The sequence below is a fragment of the Segatella hominis genome (assembly GCF_019249725.2).
GTDB lineage: Bacteria > Bacteroidota > Bacteroidia > Bacteroidales > Bacteroidaceae > Prevotella.
This window is the reverse complement of the sequence record NZ_CP137559.1, coordinates 3,749,339-3,775,191: the sequence shown is the minus strand read 5'-3', so window position 1 is coordinate 3,775,191 and position 25,853 is coordinate 3,749,339. Positions and strand designations below refer to the sequence as shown.

Annotated in this window: 22 protein-coding genes; 5 read left to right on the top strand and 17 right to left on the bottom strand. The window is 41.8% G+C overall.

The window, feature by feature from the left end; genetic code table 11:
• Nucleotides 1-39: 39 nt before the first annotated feature.
• The 16 genes from KUA50_RS15310 to KUA50_RS15235 all read right to left on the bottom strand — a co-directional run bounded on the left by KUA50_RS15310 (nt 40) and on the right by KUA50_RS15235 (nt 19,976).
• Nucleotides 40-2,580 (bottom strand): C10 family peptidase, encoded by a 2,541-nt coding sequence (locus KUA50_RS15310; RefSeq protein ID WP_218456354.1) that lies wholly within the window; start codon nt 2,578-2,580, stop codon nt 40-42.
• Nucleotides 2,581-2,684: 104 nt separating this feature from the next.
• Entirely contained in the window at nt 2,685-3,374 is a 690-nt protein-coding gene (locus KUA50_RS15305) for a hypothetical protein (RefSeq protein ID WP_218456355.1), read from the bottom strand.
• A gap of 35 nt (nt 3,375-3,409) precedes the next feature.
• The gene (locus KUA50_RS15300; protein WP_218456356.1) at nt 3,410-4,630 is read right to left on the bottom strand and encodes a hypothetical protein; all 1,221 of its coding nucleotides are present in this window, start codon (nt 4,628-4,630) and stop codon (nt 3,410-3,412) included.
• 89 nt (nt 4,631-4,719) lie between these two features.
• Nucleotides 4,720-5,340, bottom strand: a complete 621-nt coding sequence (locus KUA50_RS15295; protein ID WP_218456357.1) for a hypothetical protein — start codon at nt 5,338-5,340, stop codon at nt 4,720-4,722.
• A 476-nt stretch (nt 5,341-5,816) separates the two neighbouring features.
• Nucleotides 5,817-6,347, bottom strand: a complete 531-nt coding sequence (locus tag KUA50_RS15290) for a UpxY family transcription antiterminator (RefSeq protein ID WP_256624185.1) — start codon at nt 6,345-6,347, stop codon at nt 5,817-5,819.
• Nucleotides 6,348-6,791: 444 nt separating this feature from the next.
• Nucleotides 6,792-7,196: a 2-amino-4-hydroxy-6-hydroxymethyldihydropteridine diphosphokinase gene (gene folK, locus KUA50_RS15285; protein WP_218456359.1), complete on the bottom strand. Its 405-nt coding sequence runs from the start codon at nt 7,194-7,196 to the stop codon at nt 6,792-6,794.
• Nucleotides 7,197-7,205: 9 nt separating this feature from the next.
• Complete coding sequence (gene queA / locus KUA50_RS15280; RefSeq protein ID WP_022111658.1) at nt 7,206-8,390, bottom strand: tRNA preQ1(34) S-adenosylmethionine ribosyltransferase-isomerase QueA; 1,185 nt, start codon at nt 8,388-8,390, stop codon at nt 7,206-7,208.
• Nucleotides 8,391-8,417: 27 nt separating this feature from the next.
• Nucleotides 8,418-9,164: a tRNA pseudouridine(55) synthase TruB gene (gene truB, locus KUA50_RS15275; protein ID WP_218456360.1), complete on the bottom strand. Its 747-nt coding sequence runs from the start codon at nt 9,162-9,164 to the stop codon at nt 8,418-8,420.
• Nucleotides 9,165-9,174: 10 nt separating this feature from the next.
• Nucleotides 9,175-10,020: an undecaprenyl-diphosphate phosphatase gene (locus tag KUA50_RS15270; RefSeq protein ID WP_218456361.1), complete on the bottom strand. Its 846-nt coding sequence runs from the start codon at nt 10,018-10,020 to the stop codon at nt 9,175-9,177.
• 32 nt (nt 10,021-10,052) lie between these two features.
• Nucleotides 10,053-10,280 carry a DUF3098 domain-containing protein gene (locus KUA50_RS15265; protein ID WP_218456362.1) on the bottom strand — a complete coding sequence of 76 codons (228 nt, stop codon included), beginning with the start codon at nt 10,278-10,280 and terminating at the stop codon, nt 10,053-10,055.
• A 26-nt stretch (nt 10,281-10,306) separates the two neighbouring features.
• Nucleotides 10,307-11,185, bottom strand: a complete 879-nt coding sequence (locus KUA50_RS15260; RefSeq protein WP_022111662.1) for a cell division protein FtsX — start codon at nt 11,183-11,185, stop codon at nt 10,307-10,309.
• A gap of 304 nt (nt 11,186-11,489) precedes the next feature.
• Nucleotides 11,490-12,272, bottom strand: coding sequence for an acyl-ACP--UDP-N-acetylglucosamine O-acyltransferase (gene lpxA / locus KUA50_RS15255; RefSeq protein ID WP_218456363.1), 783 nt, complete (start codon nt 12,270-12,272; stop codon nt 11,490-11,492).
• 26 nt (nt 12,273-12,298) lie between these two features.
• A complete protein-coding gene (locus tag KUA50_RS15250) occupies nt 12,299-13,693 on the bottom strand; it encodes an efflux transporter outer membrane subunit (protein ID WP_218456364.1) in 1,395 nt (464 codons plus the stop codon).
• Between the two features lie 27 nt (nt 13,694-13,720).
• Complete coding sequence (locus KUA50_RS15245) at nt 13,721-16,987, bottom strand: efflux RND transporter permease subunit (RefSeq protein ID WP_218456365.1); 3,267 nt, start codon at nt 16,985-16,987, stop codon at nt 13,721-13,723.
• A 35-nt stretch (nt 16,988-17,022) separates the two neighbouring features.
• The gene (locus tag KUA50_RS15240) at nt 17,023-18,234 is read right to left on the bottom strand and encodes an efflux RND transporter periplasmic adaptor subunit (protein ID WP_218456366.1); all 1,212 of its coding nucleotides are present in this window, start codon (nt 18,232-18,234) and stop codon (nt 17,023-17,025) included.
• A 314-nt stretch (nt 18,235-18,548) separates the two neighbouring features.
• Nucleotides 18,549-19,976 (bottom strand): CCA tRNA nucleotidyltransferase, encoded by a 1,428-nt coding sequence (locus KUA50_RS15235; protein ID WP_218456367.1) that lies wholly within the window; start codon nt 19,974-19,976, stop codon nt 18,549-18,551.
• Nucleotides 19,977-20,168: 192 nt separating this feature from the next.
• Here KUA50_RS15235 and KUA50_RS15230 point away from each other — a divergent pair, with 192 nt between their 5' ends.
• The 5 genes from KUA50_RS15230 to KUA50_RS15210 all read left to right on the top strand — a co-directional run bounded on the left by KUA50_RS15230 (nt 20,169) and on the right by KUA50_RS15210 (nt 25,024).
• The gene (locus tag KUA50_RS15230; RefSeq protein WP_218456368.1) at nt 20,169-20,726 is read left to right on the top strand and encodes a DUF1599 domain-containing protein; all 558 of its coding nucleotides are present in this window, start codon (nt 20,169-20,171) and stop codon (nt 20,724-20,726) included.
• Between the two features lie 45 nt (nt 20,727-20,771).
• A complete protein-coding gene (locus KUA50_RS15225; protein WP_218456464.1) occupies nt 20,772-22,835 on the top strand; it encodes a BT_3928 family protein in 2,064 nt (687 codons plus the stop codon).
• 93 nt (nt 22,836-22,928) lie between these two features.
• Complete coding sequence (locus KUA50_RS15220) at nt 22,929-23,597, top strand: SPOR domain-containing protein (RefSeq protein ID WP_022109858.1); 669 nt, start codon at nt 22,929-22,931, stop codon at nt 23,595-23,597.
• A 3-nt stretch (nt 23,598-23,600) separates the two neighbouring features.
• Nucleotides 23,601-24,194 carry a GTP cyclohydrolase I FolE gene (folE, locus tag KUA50_RS15215; RefSeq protein WP_118117058.1) on the top strand — a complete coding sequence of 198 codons (594 nt, stop codon included), beginning with the start codon at nt 23,601-23,603 and terminating at the stop codon, nt 24,192-24,194.
• 74 nt (nt 24,195-24,268) lie between these two features.
• Nucleotides 24,269-25,024 (top strand): exodeoxyribonuclease III, encoded by a 756-nt coding sequence (locus KUA50_RS15210; RefSeq protein ID WP_218456369.1) that lies wholly within the window; start codon nt 24,269-24,271, stop codon nt 25,022-25,024.
• 125 nt (nt 25,025-25,149) lie between these two features.
• Here the strand turns inward: KUA50_RS15210 and KUA50_RS15205 are convergent, their stop codons facing one another.
• Nucleotides 25,150-25,656, bottom strand: coding sequence for a VCBS domain-containing protein (locus KUA50_RS15205; RefSeq protein ID WP_218456370.1), 507 nt, complete (start codon nt 25,654-25,656; stop codon nt 25,150-25,152).
• Nucleotides 25,657-25,853 lie beyond the last annotated feature (197 nt).

The window sequence follows — 25,853 nt, the reverse complement described above, 5'->3', positions numbered from 1 at the left end:
TATTGGGAATGATGGGATTTCTGATTATTTTTCCAACATTTATTTTACCATTACCTTTTTTCCATCAATAAGATAGATACCACTTGGCAAAGGAATACTATATACTATATCAGGAACAACGTCCATGGCCTTCACGAGTTGAGCAGCTAAATTATAAATCATTATGCGCCCAGCTTTAGCATAGCTAATACAAATTTCTCCTTTACCTCCTTTTACAAAGGCAAGATTTTGGCTTGGAAGAGAAATTTGCGTTGCGTTTGGGTCATTAATATAAAGCCATAATGTTCCTACAGATAGAGGATAATACCTATTGTCATTTACAAAGTTGATTTTCTGTCCTTCGAGATTCGAAGAAACATCAACTCCATCATTTGCAAACTTTAGCCTACAATCTATGAAGCGGCTTTCCAATTCTTCAGGAGAAACTTCGATTAATAATTTTACAGTCTGACCTTTGTCTATAGTTAAGGTACGAGTTATGATTTTTGACAAGCCACTAGAGATTCCCGAAATATTGACAATACATGTTTTACAAGTTTTACCCCCAGTATTTTGTATGGCATAAGTGAATCTCGCTTTATCTTCTGTCGTACTAGGCAATTTTACAAGATTACCATAATAATATGAGTTTTGGGTTTCGTACAGATTTGGCGTAGCATTTGAAGAAGCTTCCGTAAGGGTTAAAACTGGAGTTTCCCCTTCGACCGTAGTTATAAATTCACCACTAATTACCTCATAATTTAATTTATTGAGCCAAAAATAAATCTTTTCAGAAGTTGGAGTTGCAAAAAAAGACTTTGTAATTTCACCATGGGCAGGAATGGTGAAAGCATAAAAAGAACTTCTTTTGTTAGGTTTGGTTCTAGTATCACTAATATACAAACTAAATATATCGAAGACTTCATCAGGCATATCATTACGTATTGTCACATTAAATTGAGTGGGCAAGTTACGTACAGCCCGATCTTCAACAGTCACAGTCGCCGTAATATAGTCTGAAATTTCTGTGGTTGCAATATTCGTGTCGGTTGCAGTAAGAAGAAAAGAAGAATCACATTTCTTCCAGGATTCACAATCATAACTAAACACAGGCATCACTTTAGTTATGCCAACAGGAAAAGCATAATCGAAGGAAAAAGTTCTTACTGCCAGATACTCCCCTTTGTCATATCTTTCTCGTATGCTTAATTCTTGAGGCTTAGATATGAGTACAAGCTCTCCTTTTTCATTTTCTACACCCAAAGCAACATATCCCTTGAAATATTCATAAGAATAATTTATGAACCATATTTTTCTACTCCCTGAAAAAACTTCATGGCAATTTTTACGAGTTTGTGTGTCCCACGTAATATCTTCATACTTATTGACAGAGGCATGAGAATAACTTCTTGTATATAGTGGAGCATCCTCCTTACCATTGTCTGGTGCAATGCCTATTAATATATCTAAAGCTGAATAATAACTAGTTGCCTCATCTGCAGAATTGCTTCCTTCGTACTGAGGATTGAGTGCTGAAATGTCAAAATAACCATTGTAGCGTCCACCCCATCCCCAATTAACATGATAAAGTCCATTGGCATCAACTCCATCACAAATAAACTCGTGTCCATGTCCCGAACAAAGAACAGGTCGCCTTGCAAGCAATTCATTTTCTATCAAGCTTTCCCATTTATCTAGAGTAACATGCGATCGGTAAACTTTTGCTAAAAGGTCTTTATCATACCCAAAATACTTAGCCCAATCTTGTGGTGTTACATCTGCTGCAGAAGAAGAACCATATTCTGTTTTAATAGCAGTCCCGCAGTGATACATAAGCTTTGCCACCGCATTAGCTTCCACTTCTGTATAGGAGTTGTTGTAGTTTGACAACATATTATCCCAATCATATTTTTCTCCTTTTTGAGTGCCTTCTACTGTTATCCCAGTCTTGTTGTTCGTATAACCTTCTATATCAGCTTGCAAAGAAGATGGATATTTATAGTAAGACATAATTTGTGCCATAGCAGTAGCTACACAACCCGTAGCAGAGCGTTTGTCTGTCGCATAAAAAGGACACATTTGATTAAAAGGTGCATTTTGATTATAAACGATAGAGCCCAGCAATGGTTTCACAACTTGTCGGTTACCGGCTTTTGCATTTTTCACCGCATCAAGTTCCTCTAGGTAAGAAATAGTCGCCTCTTCGCCAGCCAACAACCTATCAGTCATTTTCTTGTATTCTTCTAAATAGAAAAGATAAGCTGAAGGCAAGTCCTCTTGTTCCTTGTAAGTTCCCTTATCAGAATAGCCCACAATTTCAGGCAAGCGATCATCCCCTGAAACGATAACAAAACCTTTATCTTCACCATTGGTAAAAACATAATAACTAGCCGCCTGTGAACTTGTACCGCCACCTAAACTCTTAGCCTTGCAGGCTGGAGAACTATTTTCATCAATTTGTATTCCCAACTTAGCCGCTTGCTTTTCCGCAATAGCCTTTGCTTGAGCATAACTTCTTGGCCCTGCCAAGGAACTTATACACACAAAAGAGGAAAGCAATATAAGCAACATACTTTTGTTAATTCGAGTATAATTCTTCATAATTACATTTTTAATAATAAGAAATTATCCTATTTAAAACATTTATTAAACCAACATTACCAATTACCTTTCAGTTTCCAGGAATTTTGGCGCATCTAATGCCTTTACGATTTTAATTCTTGTAACCTTATCCATCTTTTACAAAACTCTATATTCTTTTGAGTAGCACCATCTGGGTCTTTTAGTACACTTATTTGGGTTTTATAAGGGACAGCTATTTCCACATAACAAGACTGAAATCCAAAATTAGGCAACAAAACACATTCTTTACCATACAGACATTTACCATTTGCATCAAAAAACAAAATCCAAGGCATAAATTCTTTCTCATTTGCTCGCCCAAGATGAATAGTAAATTTAAAAGTTATATTAAAGAAAACATCAGCACCTATTATTGACACACGCTGGTTTTCTATAGGAAGTCCCAAGTCATTAATAATATGAAATCTCTTAATATCTGACATTTTCTGGATTTCCTTTACCCAACTTTCAAGATTATCCTTACCATAAGTTTCAACAATTTCCTCTGAAATAGAGTTAAGATAATCATTAAACTCTTGTCCTTTCACCACCTCTTCCTTATCTTTCGGATCATCAGAAGCTAACTTTGGATATTTCTCATTCATTTTATCCATTGCAGGTTTTACAATACTGGACATTCGCGCGGACATTTGTGGCAAAGCACCAAACACTCCTTCTCCATTAAAATCTGTCTCAGAATAAGTTGTACCCTTCTCTCCACATGAACAGAATGTCAACACAAACATCACCAACAAAAATATATACTTTCTCATGAATCAAAATTTTATTATACAACAACATTTGAAAGTTACTCATGCAAGCAAAGGATAACACTCTCCAGCACAGCATTTGGTAGCACATCTTTAGGACTCAAATCAAGATATTCAAAACAACCATAAAGTTCTTCTATACGCTCTAAAGCTTCTCGTTTCAAGGTTTCTTCATCTGCAGGATATCCACCATATAGACCAAAATGAATAAATGGACCTATTTCTTCTGGAGTCCACGAAGCCTTAAAATCATCGCCAAATGTCTGAGCAACTTCGACTAACTTCATACCAGCCCTCAATGTCTTACCATTATCAAATTTCACATTTATCTTTGGAGAGCAAACAAATATTTTATAAATTTCCGCAGAACTTAAATCTGACTCAACATGCACAACAGTATCGGTTCCATTAAAGAATGTAAAATTCTTCGTATGAGAGAGTTTATCTATATTCCATCTATAATGAGTATAGAACCCCTTACATTTCGAAGGAAATTGATTTACCTTTTTCCCTAATACAATAGGTTCGCAACCTTTTTCAGAGAATTCTACTTTTGACAAATCATTGTCTTTCGCCTCCTCGTTTAAAGCCTTTTCTTCAGCCTCTCGCATTTTCGCTTGTGTTTTTTCAAAAGTCTCTTCATCCATTGCTACAATCTTAACAAAACGGTCTAAAATATGATTTCTTTGGAGCATTTCTTTGTAATTCTTATCATATTTTAAAGGATAAGAATAAGCACCAACAATACTCCCAAGATGCAACCAAAAACGACCAAGCGACTCATGGAAATTAAGAATATTACCATCCTTATCTACAGGCACACAAGCTTCTATACCTTTTTCACTCCATCCTGCATCATATCCAGCTGGTCCTTCAATACGTATTTTCATACAAGGCAGATAACCTCCCACAGATTTAACAACCTTGAATTTAAATCCTTTAATTTCTTCTGTCTTACCACCTGTACTAATCTCAAAAGGCACTTCCTTACCATCAAGTTCTTCTGCGATTTTTTCAATATCAAATTCATTTTCTTTCGCAAAGTTCCTCTTTTCTAACACCCCCGCACCATTCAGATTTCGTTCTAAATTAGCTCGCTCCGAATCATAGCGAGCCATCATATAAGGAAAATTGCCCAAAAGACCATTACCAGTAAACTCTACTCCATCTATTTCTTGTGGAGTAGTTTGGGAATTGCCGCAAGATACCAACAAAATTGTCACTGCTGCAAATATCACAAAAAAATAGTTTTTAATCATATAGAATTAAGTTTAATGATTGTTTATAGCGCAATAACTTTTAAAGGGCAAATAGCTTCTGAAAGATGTAAATCTATTGCCCTTAATTATTATTTTGCAGGATAATAAGTAATGGTTCTTGTCTCTACCCAAGAAGAGCCATTAGTTCTTCTGGCAAGTCTTTTTGTCCAATTACCTTTAGCATCCTTAGCTTGAATAGTATAAGAAACCTTTACCGTAGAAGTCTTCTCCGTATTATAGTCCTCTATCTTAGAGATTGTCGAACTTACATTACCATCAGTCCCATAAGCAAACGTAGTCACAATCGACATTCCTGCATCCTCATAAGTATGTTTTGCCAACTTACCATTAGCGTTGTAAGTAAATGTATCTTCACCACTACCAGGATTATAATAAGCCGTGTAAAGTTCGCCACTTGTAATACGTCCCTTAGCATCCCTTGAGCATTCAGAATAAAGAGCATCACCACCCATTTTAACAAAGGTTCCTCCATTCCACTTCAAACAACGACCGTTCTGAGCAAAAAAAAGCACTTCTTTATTGGCATCTTTCGAAAAGCCTTGATAAATACAACCAGCCTTGTGGTTCACCCAAGTACACTGCTTTACTTTTCCTTTCAAATCAAAGGCAGCCAAATCTCCTTGCGCCTTCACCAAACTTGGCATCAACATAAAAACCAATGCCAACATTACATAAACAATACGTTTCATAAAAACAATTTTCATTATTTTCCTCACTTGGCTCTACAGCGAAGAACTTATAAATAATCTCTATTTAAACAACAAGAGAGCCTTCCATACTCCCAAAACATAGTATGGAACTGTCGTTTATACTTTTTCAACATCCCTTAGGAATATTACTATACGGAGAAGATTCTCCTGAACTTTGTCCTTTACTCAAAGAGACAGATTTGTTTTTCTTAAACATGGGATACATTTGCAAAAATATAATAAATTACTAAACTATAATTTTGTTTCAAAACAGACTATCTTTAATCATTTTAAGATAAAGTTTATCGTTAAAAACTGAGTCATGTTGTTCCAAATATTAAGACCACCATCATCACGATATCCTATCTATCATGCTCACACAAGTAAGCAACAGCAAGGAGAATATCACTCCAAAATTTTGAATGACTTTATTCATAATCCTATCATTTTAAATTTAAAACACATACCTGCTTTATTTAGAGCACCTCCAACATACCTTTAGGAATATAAGCAGTGAAGATGATGCCGACACCGCTGATGACTATGCCGACTCGCGATTGCCCCTTAATATGACACACCCGACCACACATACCCGCGAACTTTCCACCAATCACTTTCACTTGCTGATCCTTAGTGAAATGCATCTTATCATCGGCTATAAAGAGCTTATTATCATCACGGATAGCATACCATTGCTGGAAAGCAGCCATCTGCTCATCGGGGATTACTAATGGCTTGATGCCTTTTGTCCCAATGGCATTCCCTGAATTATCCTTATGAGGCACATAATAATGATGCAGAAAATCTACAGGATGCTTTCCTATATATTTTTTCATCTCATTTTCAGTACTTTTTACAAACAAGAAGTTGGGTATTAAGGATTGCATTTTCTTCACTCTCTTTCCGTCTCGCACAAAGCAATGTTCCTGCAAAGGTAAGAAAGTCTCTATTCCTTTAGCTTCTAAAAACTCTTGCGCCTTTTGTTCTTGTCCATAAGCAGCTCTCATCAAAAACCAAACCATCGCTTCACAATCAATACTCACAGTTATTATCTTTTATTACTTACACAAAAAAACAAACCGCCTTTTCTGCACAATATGCAGAAAAGGCGGTCCATATAGAAATTACACACTGAAGTGTAGAGAGATTAGCACTTTGCTTTACAACATAGTTGGGGGTCACCCCATTTTGTAGCCAACAGGGAGACGTAGCAACAGAAGGTATGCCACATAGAGGAGATTTTTCTCCTACGTTTTGTCCTTTAATCAAAGTGACCATTTACTTTTATTCAAAAAGTGGTGTATCCATGCAGAATGCACATGTTTAAGTTTCATCTTAACATTATCAACATAGAATACATCTGCAAATGTATAATAAAAAAACGAGACCTCCAAATTTTTTCTAAAAAAAATAAAGAGATGATAAGTTTTTTAATGTAACATTTAAGGTAACTATAGAATTTCCTTCAAAGGAACCATGACAAACTCTCGCTCCTCCATCAAAGGATGGGGAATAACGAGATCTGGTTCATTCACTTTTAAATCATCATATATCAAAATGTCAATATCAATAATACGATCATGGTATTCACCATCCACAGACTTACCTACCCTGCCCATCTCGCACTCTATCTTCTGCGTAGCCTCAAGAAGTTGGCGAGGAGCCAATATGGTATCCACCAGTACACAAGCATTGATAAAATCATTGGGAGAGGAAAAACCCCAAGGCTTGGTTTCATAAAGAGCTGACTGGCGCTCTACCACGCCAACCAGCTCTTCTATTTTTTCAATAGCCTCACGAATATTGCGCTTTCTGTTGCCCAAATTCGTACCTAAGCTCAAATATACTTTGTGCATGATATAGGCTTAATCGTTCAAAATCAAAAGGGAGTCGCCGAAGCAGCCGAACATATATCCGTTCTTTACTGCCTTCTTGTAGCAACTATAGACGAGGTCATAACCACCAAAAGCAGCCGTGCTCATCATGAGCGGTGACTCTGGATGATAGAAATTGGCAACCATACAGTCTGCGAGACCGAAATCGTAAGGAGGGAAGATGAACTTATTGGTCCAGCCATCGAACTCCTTCAACATACCGTCAGTACCGACAGCAGACTCAGTAGCCTTGACCACACTGGTACCGATAGCACATACATGGTGACCAGCCAACTTGGTCTGATTGACAAGATCACAGCACTCCTTGCCGATAATCATCTGCTCAGAATCCATCTTGTGCTTGGTGAGGTCCTCCACCTCAATCTCATGGAAGTTACCCAAACCACAATGCAAGGTAATGAAAGCTGGCTGAATGCCACAAATCTCCAGTTTCTTCATCAACTCACGTGAGAAGTGAAGACCAGTAGCAGGTGCAGTAACAGCACCTTCCTTCTCGGCAAATACACACTGGAAGTCATCCATATCTTCCTCGGTAGCATGGTGGTTCTCGCGTTTGTCAATAATATAGCGTGGCAATGGAGCCTCACCCAGAGCAAACAAAGAACGCTTGAAGACATCGTGCTGACCATCCTCGTCATAAAGGAAACGAAGGGTACGGCCACGGCTGGTAGTATTGTCGATTACCTCGGCTACCATCTCGTTCACATCATCAAAGAACAACTTGTTGCCGATACGAATCTTGCGGGCTGGTTCTACCAATACATCCCAGAGACGCATTTCCTGGTTCAACTCGCGAAGCAGGAACACCTCTATCTTGGCATCAGTCTTCTCCTTGGTACCATAGAGACGAGCAGGGAAAACTTTCGTATCATTGAAGATAAAGGTATCACCCTCATCGAAATAGTTGACGATGTCCTTAAACTGCAAGAATACTGGATTGCCCTCAGCATCGACCATGTCATTGCCTTCGGCATCCTTCTTGTACATTTCGATCTTCTCAGACTTCTTGTGAAGAACCATCAGACGAGATTCATCACGACGAGTCACTTCGAAAGTACGCTCACCGTTAGCAGTTTTTACGACACGCTTTGCCTTATGTGGATAGAGAGCAACCTGTGCCTCTGGCAATTTAAAATTGAATTGTGATAGTTTCATGTTATATATTTTTCTCCTTTCTGATTATTACTTATGATTCTTTTTATGAGAAGCCGGTTGATTGTTGTCAAGGATACTATCCTCCAACTCCTGTGCATCAAGCCATTCCTGGAAACGGTCGAAGTCGATACAGTTCTCTACCGAGAAACTTCCTGCCTTGGTACGACGGAGAGCAGTCAGGAAAGCACCGCTATCGAGGGCTCTACCGATATCACGGGCCAGCGAACGGATATAAGTACCCTTGCCGCAGACAACACGGATGCTTGCAGTTTTCTGCTCATCATCATAGTCGGTCAACTCTATCTCATCCACCCTAACAGTCTTTGGCTTCAACTGAACCTCCTCACCTGCACGTCGCAAGGCATAAGAGCGATCGCCATTCACCTTTACCGCACTATAGGTAGGTGGAACCTGCTGTATTTCTCCGACAAACTGCTTCAAGACTTCCTCTACCAGTTCTCGTGTGATATGCTTAGTAGGATAAGTATGATTTACAGAATGCTCCATGTCATAACTTGCCGTAGTGGCACCAAGTTGGAGCGTAGCCGTATATTCCTTGGTATGAGTCTGCAACTGCTCTATCTGCTTGGTACATTTACCTGTACAAAGCACCAGGACACCAGTAGCAAGGGGGTCAAGCGTACCAGCATGTCCTATCTTTACCTTGAAGCCAAGTTTCTTGCTGAGCAGATAGCGTACATGCGCCAATGCTCCGAAGCTCGACATCCGATAAGGCTTGTCGATAGCTATAATTTCTCCTTTTCTGAAATCCATTATAAAATATTTAATCCACCATCTGCATGTTTACACCACAAAGACCGCAGATGATGATGATGAGTCCTACAACGATACGATACCAGCCGAAAGCTGCGAAACCGTACTTGGTGACATAATTGATGAAAAACTTAATGGCGAGGATGGCAACGACGAATGCTACCACTGAGCCCAAAATCAATGTTACCAGGTTATTACCCTGGGTGAGCAACGAACCGCCACCATGGCTGATGAGCTTATAAACCTCCAGACAAGTGGCACCAAACATAGTGGGAACCGCCAAGAAGAATGAAAACTCTGCAGCAGCCTTACGAGTAAGACGCTGAGACATACCACCCACGATGGTTGACATAGAACGAGACACACCAGGAATCATCGCAATACACTGGATAAAACCGATGGTCAAGGCACGCTTGTAAGTAAACTTAGTCTGCTCGCTACCTTTATTGAATATCTTATCGCAGAAGAGCATAAAAATACCACCCACAACGAGCATCCAACCTACCAACTGTACATTGCCAAGGTTAGACTCAATAAAATCATTGAAAGCGAGACCCAGCACCACCGCAGGCACAGTACCCACTACCAATCGTGCATAGAAGTCGAACATGGCCTTCCAATAGGTTTTCTCTCCTGTTTTCACTGAATCCGGATAGAAAAATCTCTTCCAGTACAAACAGATAACGGAGAGTATAGCACCAAACTGGATGATGACAGTAAAAGCGTTAACGAACTGATTCTGAATATCTACGCCCAATAAGTTTTCGGTGATAATCATGTGACCTGTACTTGACACAGGCAAGAACTCGGTCAATCCCTCTACAATAGCAATAATGATTGTCTGAATAAAATCCATCTAATAATAATATGTATATTAATTATAAATTATTAATTGTCTTTCGGCTTACGTATTACTGCATAGATGATTGACAGAAAACCTATCAGTGTAACTGTAGGAGCTACCACTATACGACGAGTACTAAAGATGTCCATATCGAAAGTATTCTCATTAGAGCCTGTACCGCTCATCAGGAGAAAACCTAAGATGACAATAGCCATACCGATGGCCAACAAGATAAAGTTGACCTTATCAAATGCCAAATTTCTTCTATCCATGAATATATAATAGTTTAATATTGAATTTAAATCTTATAAAGATCGCCTGCCTTCATTTTCAGGAACTTGTTGACAGAGATGCTTGCACACAATGAAGTGATAATGATTCCGAAGAGGAATACCGCTCCACCTGTGATGGCAAGTTCTTCCCAACCGAGAACGGTCAGCAATTCAGGTTCGTTCAGATACCAAGCATAGATACATCCTCCTAAGAATGCATCTGCTAAGAATGCAGATAACAGACCTATCAAAATCGCTCTGCGAATAAAAGGAGCACGAATAAAATTCCATGAAGCACCTACTAACTTCATCGTATGTATCGAGAAGCGACGTGCATAGATACCTAATCTTACCGTATTGTTGATCAACGAGAAAGAGATGAATGTCAACAACACAGCAACAATCAGCAAACCTAAACTTATCTTTGCCAAAGATTCATTTACTTTTTCTATCAAATCATGCTGATAAGAAACCTCGGTAACTCTCGGATACGCCTTCAATTCCTTGGAAATCCATTTCAGAGAATCATTATTTGCATAATCGGCCTTGGTTGTGATTTCTATAGAAGGCTGAAATGGGTTTACACCTGCAAACTCGCTTGGATTTGCACCCAAATCGCGGGTAGCCTCCTTCAGAGCACGTTCCTTGGAGATATAATTCAAGTTGTTCACAAAAGGACGAGCCTTTAAGGTTTTGCACATCTGAACAGCTTCCGAATTAGTCATATCCTGTTCAAACATCACTGTTACTACAAGGTTCTGCTTGACATACGAAGACAAGTTTCGACCCATGAGGACCGAAAAGATGACAAAACCCAACAAAACGAGTACCATAGAGGTACTTATACATAAAGTGACCATCTGCAATCCACGATGATTGCTTGGCTTATATTGTTTCTTTCTCATTTCACAAAAGGGTATAATACACCAAATTTTGTGCAAAGTAACAAAAAAATAAGGACATAAACGAACCTTTAACAGTTATTAATAAGTATTTTTGGGAAACATCAATGAATTTCACGTAAATTCACAGTGTTTCAGTCCGGAGGATGAAGAAACATACCAAACAGGGAAAAGGACCGACCTCACGGCCAGTCCTTTCTACATACGGAGTAAAATTCAAATAGGTATGACTTTAAATTTTACCGACTTTAAGTAGAGCTTCGTCATGAAAACAAAGCCCATCTATTACATTTAAGAGAGAATAAACTTACATCTTGGTGATAACACCCTTCTCAGAACTCTCCAGGAACTGGATAATATTCTGAATCTCCGGACCATCTGGCACCTGATCCTTGATCTGGTTGATGGCATCAAAGAGGGATGTCTGACCATGGAATACCAATCGGTAGGCATTCGCAATATGCTTGCGAACCTTCTCGGTAACTTCAGCAGCCTCCATGATGATGGTGTTAGGGCCTGCATATTTCACAGGTTTACCACCAGCAATGATATAAGGAGGAATATCCTTAGAGAAGGTAGTTCCTGCCTGAATCATTGCCAAATCGCCTACTCGGGTCTTGGCATTCTCTACTACAGATGTTGAGTAGATCACACCGTTACCAATCGCGCAGTCGCCTGCAATCTTGGTACCATAACCAAATACGCAACCGTTGCCGATTACGGTATCGTGAGAGATATGGGCACCTTCCATCAGGAAGTTGTTGTTGCCCAGAACGGTCTTGCCACCCTTGTGAGTACCACGGTTAATAACCACATTCTCACGGATGGTATTGTTGTCGCCAATCACTACCTCACTCTCCTCACCGGTAAAGTTGAAATCCTGTGGGAGGGCAGCGATAACGGCTGCCTGGAATACCTTATTATTATTACCCATGCGAGTACCGTTCATGATACTCACAAATGGATAGATGGTACAGTTGTCGCCGATGACCACATCGTCCTCAATATAGGCGAATGGATAGATCTTGCAGTTGTCTCCAATCTTAGCTTTTGGAGAAACCTCTGCCTTTGGACTTATTATACTAGCCATAATAATCTAACATTTAACATTTAACATTACTTAGCACCTCCACCCAATGCATAGTAGAGATTTACTACTGCCTGCATCTTGTAGAAGTCATCAGCTACCTTAGAAAGTTGTACGTTGAGCAGCGAAGACTGTGCCTGGATTACCTCAAGGTAAGAACCACCAGCCTCTGACATCAACTTACGTGTGTCCTCTACATTCTGCTCGAGTACGGTGATGCGCTTAGCCTCCACCTTACTCTTCTCATCAGAATAGTTGTAGAGCACGAGGGCATTACTTACTTCGCTACCAGCCTTCAGTACGGCATCCTGCCAAGTATTGTAAGCCTGTTCATACTGCATCTTAGCCACTTTCAATCCTGCGATGATTCTACCATTCTGGAAGATAGGCTGAACCAATGAGCCAACTGCAGAAAGCAACCACTTACCAGGGTTCACGATGCCTGCGCCAGCGGAGTTGGTGAATGCACCTGTACCAGAAATGGTGATAGATGGATAGAACTTGCTGCGGGCTGTCTCTACGCCATAGAAACATTGAGCTAAGTTCATCTCGGCTGCGTGAACATCGGCACGGTTGTTGAGCAACTGGATGCCTACACCTGTAGAGAATGTTGCAGGAAGATTCTGATTCTCCAGCTTGCCACGGGCGATAGCATGAGCCTGGTCGCCGATGAGAAGACTCAGGGAGTTCTCTGTCTCACGAATCTGACGCATCAGGTCGGTCTTCTGAGTCAACACAGCATAGTAATTACTCTCGGCAGCCTGAACAGAAGTACCACGATAACCAATCTTGGTATCCTTCAATACCTTCATCGTCTCCCAAGTATCCTTGGTCAAACCTTCCATATTGTTAACCAGTTCCACCTGCTTGTCGAGCATCAACAAAGTATAATACATATTGGCGATGTTGGCGATGAGGTTGGTCTTTACAGATACCTGATAATCCTTCAACTGAAGAAGAGCCATCTGAGCACTGCGCTTCTGAGAGAGCAGGTTGCCGAAGAGGTCAACCATCCAACTGGCAGTTACAGGCAAGCTGTAAGTCTTGGTAGCAGCGTTGCCATCCCAAGAAGCGATGGTTCCCTGAGGAGAGAAAGACAAGGCAGGCACGAATGCCAACTTAGCACACTTCAGCTGCTCTTCTGCCATCTTCACGTTCAAAGCCGCATTGAGGAGGTTGACATTGTTGTTCAATCCCTTCTCAATGATTGACTGGAGCTGAGGATCGGTAAAGACACTGCGCCAAGGGATATTGGCGAAGGTAGTAGTATCCTTTACAGCCAATGTATCTGTAGCAGAAGCTACATCGCGAACGATACCGCTGGTCTTCACATCGGGACGCTCATACTTTCCGTAGAGAGTCTTGCAGCTGCTCAGGGAGAGCGCTGCGAGACCCAATATGATGATATTTAAATTCTTTTTCATTATTTCCTTTGAAGTTACATTACGTTATTACTTCTTCTCGACACCCTTCTTCTGATGAGCTGCGTTGGCATACTGCTCCAACTCGGCAGCTACCTCCTCGTTCAACTCATCCTCGAACTTCATTGGGGTCAACTTCTCCTGCAACCACTGGAAGACTGCGAAGAGAGCAGGAACCACGAAGATCTGACAGATAGTACCGATTAACATACCACCTACTGCGGCAGCACCCAGAGTCTGGTTACCATTCTTACCTACACCTGATGCGAACATCAGAGGCAACAGACCGATAACCATCGCCAGAGAGGTCATCAGGATAGGACGGAGACGGGCACCGGCACCTAAGATAGCTGAGTACTTGATAGCCATACCCGTACGACGACGCTCGAGGGCGAACTGTACAATCAGGATGGCGTTCTTTGCCAACAGACCGATCAACATAATCAACGAAATCTGCATGTAGATATCGTTAGAGTGACCGAAGAGGTTGGTGAAGATGAACGAACCTGCCAAACCGAATGGGATAGACAATACTACAGACAATGGCAAGATGTAACTCTCGTACTGGGCACTCAAGATCAGGTAAACGAATACGATACAGAGTGCGAAGATCAAACCTGTAGAGTTGCTGGATTCAGCCTCAGAACGGGTCAAACCAGAGTACTCATAACCATAGCCTTCTGGCAATGTCTGCTTGGCAACCTCAGCAATCGCCTTCATACCGTCACCAGTAGAGTAACCGCTGTTAGGAGTTACAGATACATCCATAGAGGTAAACAGGTTGAATCGTGTGATGTTAGATGGACCATAAATCTTCTTCAGGTTTACGAACTCGCTTACTGGAGACATGGTACCATCAGCACAACGAACGTAAATCTTATTCAAATCGTCTGGTTTCATACGATTTTCAGGACCAGCCTGAATCATGACACGGTAGAGCTTACCGTAGGCATTGAAGTTAGATGCGTAGAGACCACCGAGGTAACCCTGCATTACAGACAATACTGAAGATGGAGAGATGCCAGCCTGCTTGGTCTTGGCAACATCTACATCTACCATATATTGTGGATAATTAGGGTTATACTGAGTCTGGGCGGTCTGAATCTCAGGGCGCTTGTTCAACTCAGCCAGGAACTTCTTCACATTATCATAGAACTTGTTCAAGTCACCACCAGTCTTATCCTGCATGGTCATGGTGATACCATTCTGTACAGAGAAACCGGAAATCATAGGTGGAGCGAAGGCAAGAACCTGTGCATCCTTGATGGCAGCAGTCTGCTTGTAGATCATACCCAACACAGAAGTGTATTCCATTGGGTTGACAAACAATGCCTCAATACCGCCACCGGTACAAGCCTCCTTGATACGGTGGAAGAATCCACCCGGACGCTCCTCGAATGGCTTCAGCTTCACGATGATGGTACCCTGGTTAGAACCGGCACCACCGATAAAGCTATAACCCATAATGGCGTTACGGGTTGCGATGGCTGGGTTGTTGGCCAGCATCTTATCTACCTGCTTTACCACCTCTGCAGTACGTTCCTGAGAGGTACCAGGAGCTGTAGAGATACAAGCGAAGATAGTACCGGTATCCTCATCTGGCACCAGCCCCGTCTTGGTAGTACCCATCAGGGCAACCAGACCTACGATGCTGACAGCCACGAGGCTACCAGCGATAATGCCGTGGTTGATAACCCACTTGACACCACCCTTATACTTATTGGTAATCTTCTCAAACTGATAGTTGAATCCTGCGTGGAAACGGTCCACGAAAGACATCTTCTTCTCGTGACCCTCCTCGTGTGGCTTCAGCAGCACGGCACAAAGTGCAGGAGACAGAGTCAACGCATTGATAGCCGAAATAACGATAGATACAGCCATGGTTACACCGAACTCACGGTAGAAGTAACCGGAAGTACCACCGATGAATGATACAGGAACGAACACGGCAGACATCACCAATGTAATAGAGATGATGGCGCTGGAAATTTCGTTCATCGCATCGATAGATGCAGTAAGGGCACTCTTGTAGCCCTGGTCGAGCTTGGCGTGAACCGCCTCGACCACCACAATGGCATCATCGACCACAATCGCAATAGCCAGCAGCAGGGCTGACAGCGTAAGCAGGTTGATGGAGAATCCGAAGATCCAGAGGAAGAGGAACGTACCAATCAAAGCCACAGGTACGGCAATCATAGGAATCAGCGTAGAACGGAAGTCCTGCAAGAAGATATACACTACGATGAACACCAGTACCAGGGTGATGATCAAGGTGAAGATAACCTCCTCGATAGATGCGAACAAGAACTCGGTAACATCCATCAGGATGACATTCTTCAACCCTGGAGGATAACTCTTCTCCAGTTCATCCAACGTCTTCTTTACGTCGCTGGCAATCTGGGTAGCGTTGGAACCGGCAATCTGCTGGACCATACCCATCACGGCAGGCTGACCATCGTTGAGCAGGTTAACGTTATACTGCAAACCACCCAACTCAATCTTGGCAACTTCGCCCAGACGGAGAGTCTGACCGGAAGTGTTGCTCTTGATGAGGATATTCTCATACTCAATAGGAGTCTTCAAACGACCCTTGTAACGCAAGGTATATTCATACTGCATATCAGAGCTCTCACCAAAGCTACCAGGGGCAGCCTCGATATTCTGCTCTGCCAGAGCCTGAGAAATATCAGAAGGAACCAGTCCGAACTCCTTCATCTTCTCTGGCTTCAACCAGATACGCATAGAGTAGTTACGGGTAGAAGGGCTCTGTACATCACCCACACCATTGATACGCTTCAACTGAGGAATGACGTTGATCAGGGCGTAGTTGGTAACAAACTGGTCGTCGTAACGGCCATCGTCTGTGGTCAGAGCGAACATCATGACGTTAGAACTCTGACGCTTGGTTACGGTGACACCCACCCTGGTAACCTCGGCTGGCAACAGAGACTGCGCCTGAGATACACGGTTCTGTACATTGACCGCAGCCATATCTGGGTCAGAACCCTGCTTGAAGTAAACGGTGATGCTGGCATAACCAGAGTTAGACGCAGAAGAGGTCATGTAGGTCATGTTCTCCACACCGTTGATACTCTCCTCCAGAGGAGCGATGACAGAGTTCAACACCGTCTGGGCATCAGCACCCTGATAGGTAGTAGATACCGAGATGGTAGGCGGCGCGATATTCGGATACTGCTCGATAGGCAGCGATACCAAGCCGATGATACCCAGCAAGACGAAGAAGATGGAAACCACCGTCGAAAGTACTGGGCGCTTTATAAAGTTTGTAAATGACATAATTTACTTATTTTCTTTATACCTTAAATTATATATTACTTCTTGCCGCCCATAGCTGTAGCGAATGCATGAGCATTGTCCTGAGACTCACTCAACTTGGTAGCCTCAGCAATCTTCTGATTGTAGCGCTCCAAAGTGATAGGCTTAATCTGCTGACCATCGGTCAACTTGGTGATACCCTTCAAGACGATGCGGTCGCCTACATGGAGACCAGAAGTTACGATATAGTTCTTGCCGTCATCCTGTGGATTTACCTTGATCTCAGAATACTTCACCTTGTTATCCTTGGTTACAATGTAAACGAAGATCTTATCCTGAACCTGAGAGCAAGCCTCCTGAGGGATGACGATAGCGCTGTTATGATCGTTAGGAACCACGATAGAACCTGCACCACCACTCTTCAGCAACTTCTCCGGGTTAGCGAAGTGAGCGATGAGAGAGATAGAACCGGAAGTAGCATCGATGACACCACTCATCTTGACTACCTTACCTGGGTGATTATAGATAGAACCGTCTGCCAACTGCAACTTAACAGCAGGGAACGCTGCGATGGCTGCCTGAACACTACCATTGGTCTTAGACATGCTCAAGATCTGAGACTCAGAGAGTGAGAAGAATACCTCCATGGTGCTGATGTTGGAAACGGTAGTCAAAGCCTGGCCAGAAGCGCTAACCAAAGCACCTACCTTGAAAGGAAGGCTACCTACAACACCTGCAGAAGGGCTGGTAACAGTACACCAAGTCAACTGCTCGCGGGCTGAAGCCAGAGCAGCCTCTGCCTGAGCTACCTGAGCCTTAGCGGTTGCATAGCTGTTAGCTGCTGTAGAAAGTTCATATTCACCGATGATCTTGCTATCATACAACTTCTTGTTATTCTGGTAAGTCAACTTAGCTGTATTTGCCTGTGCCTTAGCAGTGTTTACTGCAGCAGCAGCAGAACGGACAGCAGCCTGATAAGTCTCGCTATCAATAGAGAACAAAGCCTGACCTGCAGATACAGTCTGACCCTCATGTACAAAAACCTTTGTAATGAAGCCAGAAACCTTTGGACGCACCTCTACATCCTGAATACCCTTGATGGTAGCAGGATAGGTAGTCTGCAATGCTGCACTGGAAGTACCGATAGTAGCCACGGCAAACTCGTCGTCGCCGAAGTCTGGCAGACCGCCCTTCTTACTTCCACCACATGATGTCAAAGTTGCCAGCACACAAACTGCTGCAACAAACAAAACGTTTTTAATTTTCATACCTATTTTATTATTATAATGATTATTACCTTTAAATATAAAAAACAAGGCTCACATGCCTCACTACCTCCGCCAAAACATCCTGAATGACGTAGTCTTTTTGGAAACTTTAAAATTCCTTTAAGTTTTGACCATGCAAAATTACTAATAATATGGCAAACTTGTCGCTTACGACCTATCTTTTTAACAAAAATTATTCAGTATTTATAGTTTTCTTATAAATTAAACAAAAAAGTCCCCACCGATTATTCGTAAGGACTATTTTGCTTTTTATCTGTACAAGCCTATTATTTTTATATATAAACCCATATCTTTTATACATTCAACCCCATATCTGCAGCCTTTTTCATGAGCAATTCCATCAAAGGTTCCCGCTCGTTCTGCACCTTATTATCAAGTACCGCATCTTTCAAAGCCTGTTTGAGAAGTCCTACCTCACGGCAAGGATTCAGATGGAAAATCTCCATGATTTCGTTACCATCGATACATGGCTGGAGCAAACGTTTGTAGTCTCTTTCCTTCAGATCAACAAGTTTCTCACGCACCATTTTGAAATTATCGAGGAATCTCTGCTTACGTACATGGTTCTTGCTGGTAATATCAGCTTCACAGAGCGTCATCAGATCATCGATATCATCTCCAGCATCATTCATCAGGCGACGTACAGCACTGTCTGTCACCTCCTCATCAGCTATCACGATAGGACGCATGTGGAGTTCTACGAGTTTCTGCACGTATTTCATCTTGGCATCCATAGGCAACTTCATCCTGCGGAACATAGAAGGAATCATCTTAGCTCCTATATTATTATGGTTATGGAAAGTCCAACCAATACTGTTGTCCCAACGCTTACTCTTAGGTTTTCCTATATCATGCAGCAGAGCAGCCCAGCGAAGCCAGAGATTATCAGAATGTTTGCATACATTCTCCAGAACCTCCATTGTATGCTCATAGTTGTTTTTATGAGCACGCCCGTTGCGGGTTTCCACCTTATCAAGTGCACACAGTTCAGGAATAATCAATTCGAGCAACCCCGTATCCTTCAAATAATAGAAACCGGAACTTGGATGCTTAGCGAGCATAATCTTATTCAATTCATCAGCAATGCGTTCGCCGCTGATAATCTTCAGACGGTCGGCATTTCGCTTCAAAGCCTCATAAGTTTCCGGCTCTATCTGAAAATTAAGCTGGGTAGCAAAACGGACACAACGCATCATACGAAGCGGATCGTCGGAAAAAGTAATATCTGGATCCAGTGGTGTAGCAATGATGCCATCTTCCATATCATATACACCATCAAAAGGATCTACCAATTCGCCAAATCTTTCTTTATTCAGACAAACAGCCATGGCATTGATGGTAAAATCACGCCTATTCTGATCATCCTCTAATGTTCCGTCCTCCACAATCGGTTTACGAGAATCACGCTGATAGCTTTCCTTACGGGCTCCCACGAACTCCACCTCTGTATCTTTATACTTCACCTGTGCAGTACCAAAATTACGGAACACAGAAAGATGCGCCTTTTTGCCAAGCATCTTTTTCAATTCAGAAGCAACCTGGATACCACTTCCCACCACTACGACATCAATATCGTTGGAAGGACGCTCCAGAAAGAGATCACGTACATAACCGCCTACCACATAACACTCCAGATGCAACGAATCTGCTGCATCAGAAATCTTATGGAATATATCTTTGTCTAATATTTGCGCCAGTTCGGCATTGGATAAATTTCTCATTATTTTTTCTTTTCGGGGTGCAAAGTTACTGCAAATTGAAGACAATACAAAATAAAAAAAGATTTTTTTTGTTTTTATTGTTGAGATGCAGCGTAACTTATCCAAAGTTACTGCAAATTATGTAAAATACAAAATAATTATTTGGCTATTTCATAATAAATGCGTAAATTTGCAGCGATTTTCGAAAATAATATGGCAGATTTATCAAAAACAGAACAGCAGTTTAAGGACGTAATGGTAGAGTGTCGCACCCTTTTCCAAAAGAAGTTGCATGATTATGGAGCTTCTTGGAGAATCTTGCGCCCATCTTCCCTTACCGACCAACTATACATCAAGGCTAAACGCATCCGCTCGCTTGAAATCAAGAAAGAATCCTTGGTAGGCGAAGGTATTCGCCCGGAGTTCATCGCCCTTATCAATTATGGTATCGTAGGAATCATACAATTGGAAAAAGGGTTTGTAGATGAGGTGGATATGACTGCCGATGAAGCAATGGAGCTCTATGACCAGCATGCCAAGGAAGCTTTGGAATTGATGCTGAAGAAGAATCACGACTATGATGAAGCGTGGCGATCTATGAGAGTAAGCAGCTATACTGATTTTATTCTCACCAAGATACAACGCGTGAAAGAAATCGAAGATATTCATGGTGCAACTTTAGTTTCAGAAGGTATCGATGCCAATTATATGGACATCATCAACTATTCCGTTTTCGGTGCTATCAAACTGAAAGAGCAGGAAAAAGAATAAATCATCAATATAAAATAGGTATAAAGAGTGAGTATCAGTAATCTTATCAAGAAGTTGACAGTCAACTTAGGAAGATTGATTGTAGCAGTGACCTTCATTTTCTCAGGATATGTGAAGGCCATAGACCCATTGGGCACTCAATATAAGATTACGGACTATCTCCAACCGCTTGGTTTATCTGGTATCGTACCAGACTGGATGACGCTGACCGCTTCTGTTGCTCTTTCCACATTGGAGTTTTCTATTGGCATTTTCTTATTATTTGCCATACGCAGGCGTCTCACTACCAAAATTTCACTTTTATTCATGGTGGTGATGACACTCATCACTACGTGGATAGCCATCGCAAATCCTGTCAAGGACTGCGGTTGTTTCGGCGACGCTATTAAATTGACCAATTTTGAGACCTTAGGTAAGAACATCATACTCTTGGCAATCTCCATCTTACTCTGGAGATTCCCACTGCAGATGGTCAGGTTTATCTCCAAGCCGACACAGTGGATAGTCATCAATTATACCATACTCTTTTCTGTGGCCCTAAGTACCTGGAGTCTCTGGAGTTTGCCGCTCTTTGATTTCCGCCCATACCACATCGGTGCAAACATCGAGAAAGGCATGGAAATACCAGAAGGTGCCAAGCAGCCACAGTTTGAAACAACCTTTATCTTGGAGAAGAATGGCGAACAGAAAGAATTTACCATTGATAACTATCCGGACTCCACATGGAAGTTTATCGATTCCAAGACCATACAAACCGAAGAAGGTTACGTACCTCCTATCCATGATTTCAGCATAGAAGATACTAAAAACGGGGAAGACATCACACAGGAAGTTCTCCATGACAAGGGATACTCTTTCCTGCTCATCTCGCCCAACCTGGCTATGGCAGACGATTCGAACTTTGGTACGATAGACCAGATCTACGAATATGCAGAAGACCACGGCTACCGATTCATCTGTCTGACAGCAAGTACAGAAAAGGAAATCGCCAAGTGGCAAAACATCACGGGAGCAGAATACCCATTCTACACCACTGATGCCACTACGCTCAAGACAATGATCAGGAGTAATCCGGGACTGATGCTGCTACACAACGGTACCATCATCCAGAAATGGAGCCATAATGAATTACCAGCAGAAGATTTGCTCACCAAACCTTTAGAGAAAAGCGAATATGGAAAATTACCAGCAGAAGGAATGGCAAGGAAAATTCTGCAAACCGTACTCTGGTTCCTACTGCCACTGGTATTGCTCACCATTGCAGACCGCCTATGGGCATGGTCAACCTGGTTAAGAGAAAAAGAAGATACAAATAAAATATTATCAACTTTTAAAAAGAAAAAGAAAATGAGAAAGAAAATTGTAGCAGGTAACTGGAAAATGAACATGAACCTGCAAGACGGTGTTGCTCTCGCAAAGGAAATCAACGAGGCATTGGTAGCAGACAAACCAAACTGTGATGTTGTAATCTGCACTCCATTCATCCACTTGGCTTCTGTAGCTCAGGTATTGAATTCTGAGGTAGTAGGTCTCGGTGCTGAGAACTGCGCTGACAAGGCTAAGGGTGCTTTCACTGGTGAGGTTTCAGCTGAGATGGTAAAGAGCACAGGTGCTCAGTATGTTATCCTCGGTCACTCAGAGCGTCGTCAGTACTATGGCGAGACAGCAGAGATCCTGAAGGAGAAGGTAGAGTTGGCTTTGGCTAACGGTTTGAAGGTTATCTTCTGCTGCGGTGAGACTCTCGAGGAGCGTGAGGCAGAGAAGCAGAACGAGGTTGTTAAGGCAGAGTTGGAAGGTTCTGTATTCCACTTGAGCGCTGACGCTTGGAAGAATATCATCCTTGCTTACGAGCCAATCTGGGCTATCGGTACAGGTAAGACTGCTACTTCAGACCAGGCTGAGGAAATGTTGGCATACATCCGCTCTATCGTAGCTGAGAAGTATGGCAATGAGGCTGCTGAGGAGACATCTATCCTCTATGGTGGTAGCTGCAAGGCAAGCAATGCTCCTGAGCTTTTCGCTAAGCCAAACATCGACGGTGGCTTGATTGGTGGTGCTTCTTTGAAGGCTGCTGATTTCAAGGGTATCATCGACGCTTGGAAGAAGTAATTGCTTTCACATAACCATGCCTGTACCTCCCCAAAAAGGGACAGGCATGGTTCCTTCATTTTAGACATATAAACAAAACGATAAAAGAATGTTATGAAACAATTCGTCCTACTTTTTACTATCATGCTCGGAATCACTGTTTCGAGTAATGGTCAGACCTATCTGGAGCACTTGCAAAAGAAGACACCAGGATTAGGTACTGTCACTGTGACCCAAAGCAAGGCTATAGACGAATTAATCAATGGGAAAAAGATACCACAAGACGACAAAACTATCCCAACAACAACCCCAACAAAACACAATACTCCTGACAACCAGAAGAAAACTTCTGAGAATCAGAAGAAAACACTCCCAGACTCTGTAAAAAAGGCAGAGCACCACGAAGCTGGCAATGAAAAGACAGTTTCACACGAAAGTCCGAACAGAAAGACAAACACAGAAAAAGAAGAAAATGAGACACCTATAGTGGACATGCGCAAGAAAGTGATGCGTGGCAGCTACAAGGTTACAGGATATAGAGTACAGGCTTTTGCTGGCGGCAACTCACGCAACGACCGTCTCAAGGCAGAACAGACAGGAAATGCCATCAAGATGAAATTTCCAGACCAGCCTGTATATGTACACTTTTATTCACCTCGCTGGATTTGCAGAATCGGTAACTTCCGCTCTTTAGTAGAAGCTAAGAAGATGTTAGCTAAAATCCGAGCTATGGGCTACCGACAAGCTTGTCTTGTGAAGGGAAAAATAACCGTTCAATATTAGAAAATGAATCCAGAAACAGAATTTCGCGAGGGCTTGGATGAACTCGCAGCACATTACAAAGAAATCCTCAACCTGCTTGGTGAAGATCCTGAAAGAGAAGGTCTATTGAAAACTCCTATGCGCGTAGCTAAGGCTATGCAGATATTGACCCGCGGATACAGTCAGGATCCCCGTAAAGTATTGACTGATGCACTCTTTGAGGAAACATACAACCAGATGGTGATCGTTAAGGACATTGATTTCTTCTCTATGTGCGAACATCATATTCTTCCATTCTATGGAAAAGTACATGTAGCTTATATTCCAAATGGCAAAATTACCGGATTGAGCAAGATTGCACGTGTAGTGGATATCTATAGCCACCGACTTCAGGTACAAGAGAGACTTACCCAGCAAATCAAGGACTGCATCCAGGAAACACTCAATCCACAAGGTGTCATGGTGGTCATTGAAGCCAAACACATGTGTATGCAGATGAGAGGTGTGGAAAAACAGAACTCCATCACTACTACAAGTGATTATAGCGGTGTATTCAATTCTCTCAATACACGACAGGAGTTCATGAACCTGCTCCGTGGAGAAAGCAAAAGAATCTAATATATAGTGCTTAATGTTTAGTGTTTACTTATGAAAACCAAACATTAAGCACAAAACACTAAACACTAAGTAATATGTTAAAGTTTATATCATGGAATGTCAATGGCTTGCGAGCATGCGTAGGTAAAGACTTTGAAAACCAGTTCAAAGAATTGGATGCAGATTTTTTCTGCCTGCAGGAAACCAAGATGCAAGAAGGTCAGCTCGACCTAACGTTTGAAGGCTACAACAGTTACTGGAACTATGCTGAGAAAAAAGGCTATTCTGGAACAGCTATCTATACCAAACATCACCCATTAAGCGTAAGCTATGGTATGGGAGTGGAAGAGCACGACCATGAAGGAAGAGTTATCACACTGGAATATGAGAAATTCTACCTCATCACAGTTTATACTCCTAACTCACAAACGGAACTGCGCCGCCTGGACTATCGTATGACATGGGAAGCAGACTTCCGTAAATTTCTCAAGAATTTAGACGCCAAGAAACCAGTTATCGTGTGTGGTGACATGAACGTGGCACACGAAGAAATAGATATTAAGAATCCGAAAGGCAACCGCAAAAACGCAGGCTTTACGGATGAGGAAAGAGAAAAGATGACCGAATTGCTGAATGACGGTTTCACAGACACATTCCGATACAAATATCCTGAGCAGGTTACCTACTCCTGGTGGTCATACAGATTTAAGGCAAGAGAAAAAAACGCCGGTTGGCGTATTGATTATTTCCTCGTATCAGACAGGCTTCAGGCAAACATCGCTGACGCCAAGATACACACAGCCATCATGGGAAGTGATCATTGTCCGGTAGAACTTGATCTGGACATTTAATACAAGAATCATATCATACAAGATTATACCAAAAATATAAAGGGTTACCATCCTCACGGACGATAACCCTTTTTGGTCATATCAACATAAAATTTTAATTTATATAAGAGAGATTTTATCGAATATTACATGAAAGCACGAATCTCAGAGAGAGGTTTCTTCTCAATTGTGCCATCCTTTTGAGTTACAGTGAAGTAATTATTAACAGATTTACCGTTCTTGAACTGTACAACTGCCACACCACCTTCGCGAAGCTGCAGTGTAAAGTAACCTTCACGCTTGCCATTTACATACTTGCCGTGCCATTTTTCCTTACCATTCTTATAGTAAGTGGTCACATCACCATTGAAGACAGTATTTCTATCATTTCCTAAATCGATGAAGCTATATCCACCTTCAGCTCTCAAATTACCATTCATATAGTAATCCTTGAAAACATCCTTCTTATTGATGCCAGAACCGGTGGTCATAAGGAGTCTGTAGTAACTAGCCTGATTAGCATTTGCCACGTTGCTCATATTTTCTGCATAGAAAATGGTATCTGCAACAACAGTAGCTTTTTCGATGTGCTTGCGACCAAAGCTTGCAATGGTCAGCATCACCATCATAGAGAGTAATATTATTCGTTTCATATCTTTACGTTTTTAGGTTTTACTTTCTTTTTCTGATGCAAAGATAGGCAAAAAAACGATAAGTTGTATATTTTATTAACGCTATTTTATTATATTTTTTCACCTACTTTTGATTTAAATCAATTTTGGCAACAAAACAACCAAACTGTAACTTACAACATTATTTTCTAACATTTTGTAAAGTCTAAAATCTACAA

Bases quoted from the DNA above. Each gene is read 5' to 3' on its own strand.
- KUA50_RS15310 (WP_218456354.1), bottom strand. From the start codon at position 2,580: ATGAAGAATTATACTCGAATTAACAAAAGTATGTTGCTTATATTGCTT.
- KUA50_RS15305 (WP_218456355.1), bottom strand. From the start codon at position 3,374: ATGAGAAAGTATATATTTTTGTTGGTGATGTTTGTGTTGACATTCTGT.
- KUA50_RS15300 (WP_218456356.1), bottom strand. From the start codon at position 4,630: ATGATTAAAAACTATTTTTTTGTGATATTTGCAGCAGTGACAATTTTG.
- KUA50_RS15295 (WP_218456357.1), bottom strand. From the start codon at position 5,340: ATGAAACGTATTGTTTATGTAATGTTGGCATTGGTTTTTATGTTGATG.
- KUA50_RS15290 (WP_256624185.1), bottom strand. From the start codon at position 6,347: ATGAGAGCTGCTTATGGACAAGAACAAAAGGCGCAAGAGTTTTTAGAA.
- folK (WP_218456359.1), bottom strand. From the start codon at position 7,196: ATGCACAAAGTATATTTGAGCTTAGGTACGAATTTGGGCAACAGAAAG.
- queA (WP_022111658.1), bottom strand. From the start codon at position 8,390: ATGAAACTATCACAATTCAATTTTAAATTGCCAGAGGCACAGGTTGCT.
- truB (WP_218456360.1), bottom strand. From the start codon at position 9,164: ATGGATTTCAGAAAAGGAGAAATTATAGCTATCGACAAGCCTTATCGG.
- KUA50_RS15270 (WP_218456361.1), bottom strand. From the start codon at position 10,020: ATGGATTTTATTCAGACAATCATTATTGCTATTGTAGAGGGATTGACC.
- KUA50_RS15265 (WP_218456362.1), bottom strand. From the start codon at position 10,280: ATGGATAGAAGAAATTTGGCATTTGATAAGGTCAACTTTATCTTGTTG.
- KUA50_RS15260 (WP_022111662.1), bottom strand. From the start codon at position 11,185: ATGAGAAAGAAACAATATAAGCCAAGCAATCATCGTGGATTGCAGATG.
- lpxA (WP_218456363.1), bottom strand. From the start codon at position 12,272: ATGGCTAGTATAATAAGTCCAAAGGCAGAGGTTTCTCCAAAAGCTAAG.
- KUA50_RS15250 (WP_218456364.1), bottom strand. From the start codon at position 13,693: ATGAAAAAGAATTTAAATATCATCATATTGGGTCTCGCAGCGCTCTCC.
- KUA50_RS15245 (WP_218456365.1), bottom strand. From the start codon at position 16,987: ATGTCATTTACAAACTTTATAAAGCGCCCAGTACTTTCGACGGTGGTT.
- KUA50_RS15240 (WP_218456366.1), bottom strand. From the start codon at position 18,234: ATGAAAATTAAAAACGTTTTGTTTGTTGCAGCAGTTTGTGTGCTGGCA.
- KUA50_RS15235 (WP_218456367.1), bottom strand. From the start codon at position 19,976: ATGAGAAATTTATCCAATGCCGAACTGGCGCAAATATTAGACAAAGAT.
- KUA50_RS15230 (WP_218456368.1), top strand. From the start codon at position 20,169: ATGGCAGATTTATCAAAAACAGAACAGCAGTTTAAGGACGTAATGGTA.
- KUA50_RS15220 (WP_022109858.1), top strand. From the start codon at position 22,929: ATGAAACAATTCGTCCTACTTTTTACTATCATGCTCGGAATCACTGTT.
- folE (WP_118117058.1), top strand. From the start codon at position 23,601: ATGAATCCAGAAACAGAATTTCGCGAGGGCTTGGATGAACTCGCAGCA.
- KUA50_RS15210 (WP_218456369.1), top strand. From the start codon at position 24,269: ATGTTAAAGTTTATATCATGGAATGTCAATGGCTTGCGAGCATGCGTA.
- KUA50_RS15205 (WP_218456370.1), bottom strand. From the start codon at position 25,656: ATGAAACGAATAATATTACTCTCTATGATGGTGATGCTGACCATTGCA.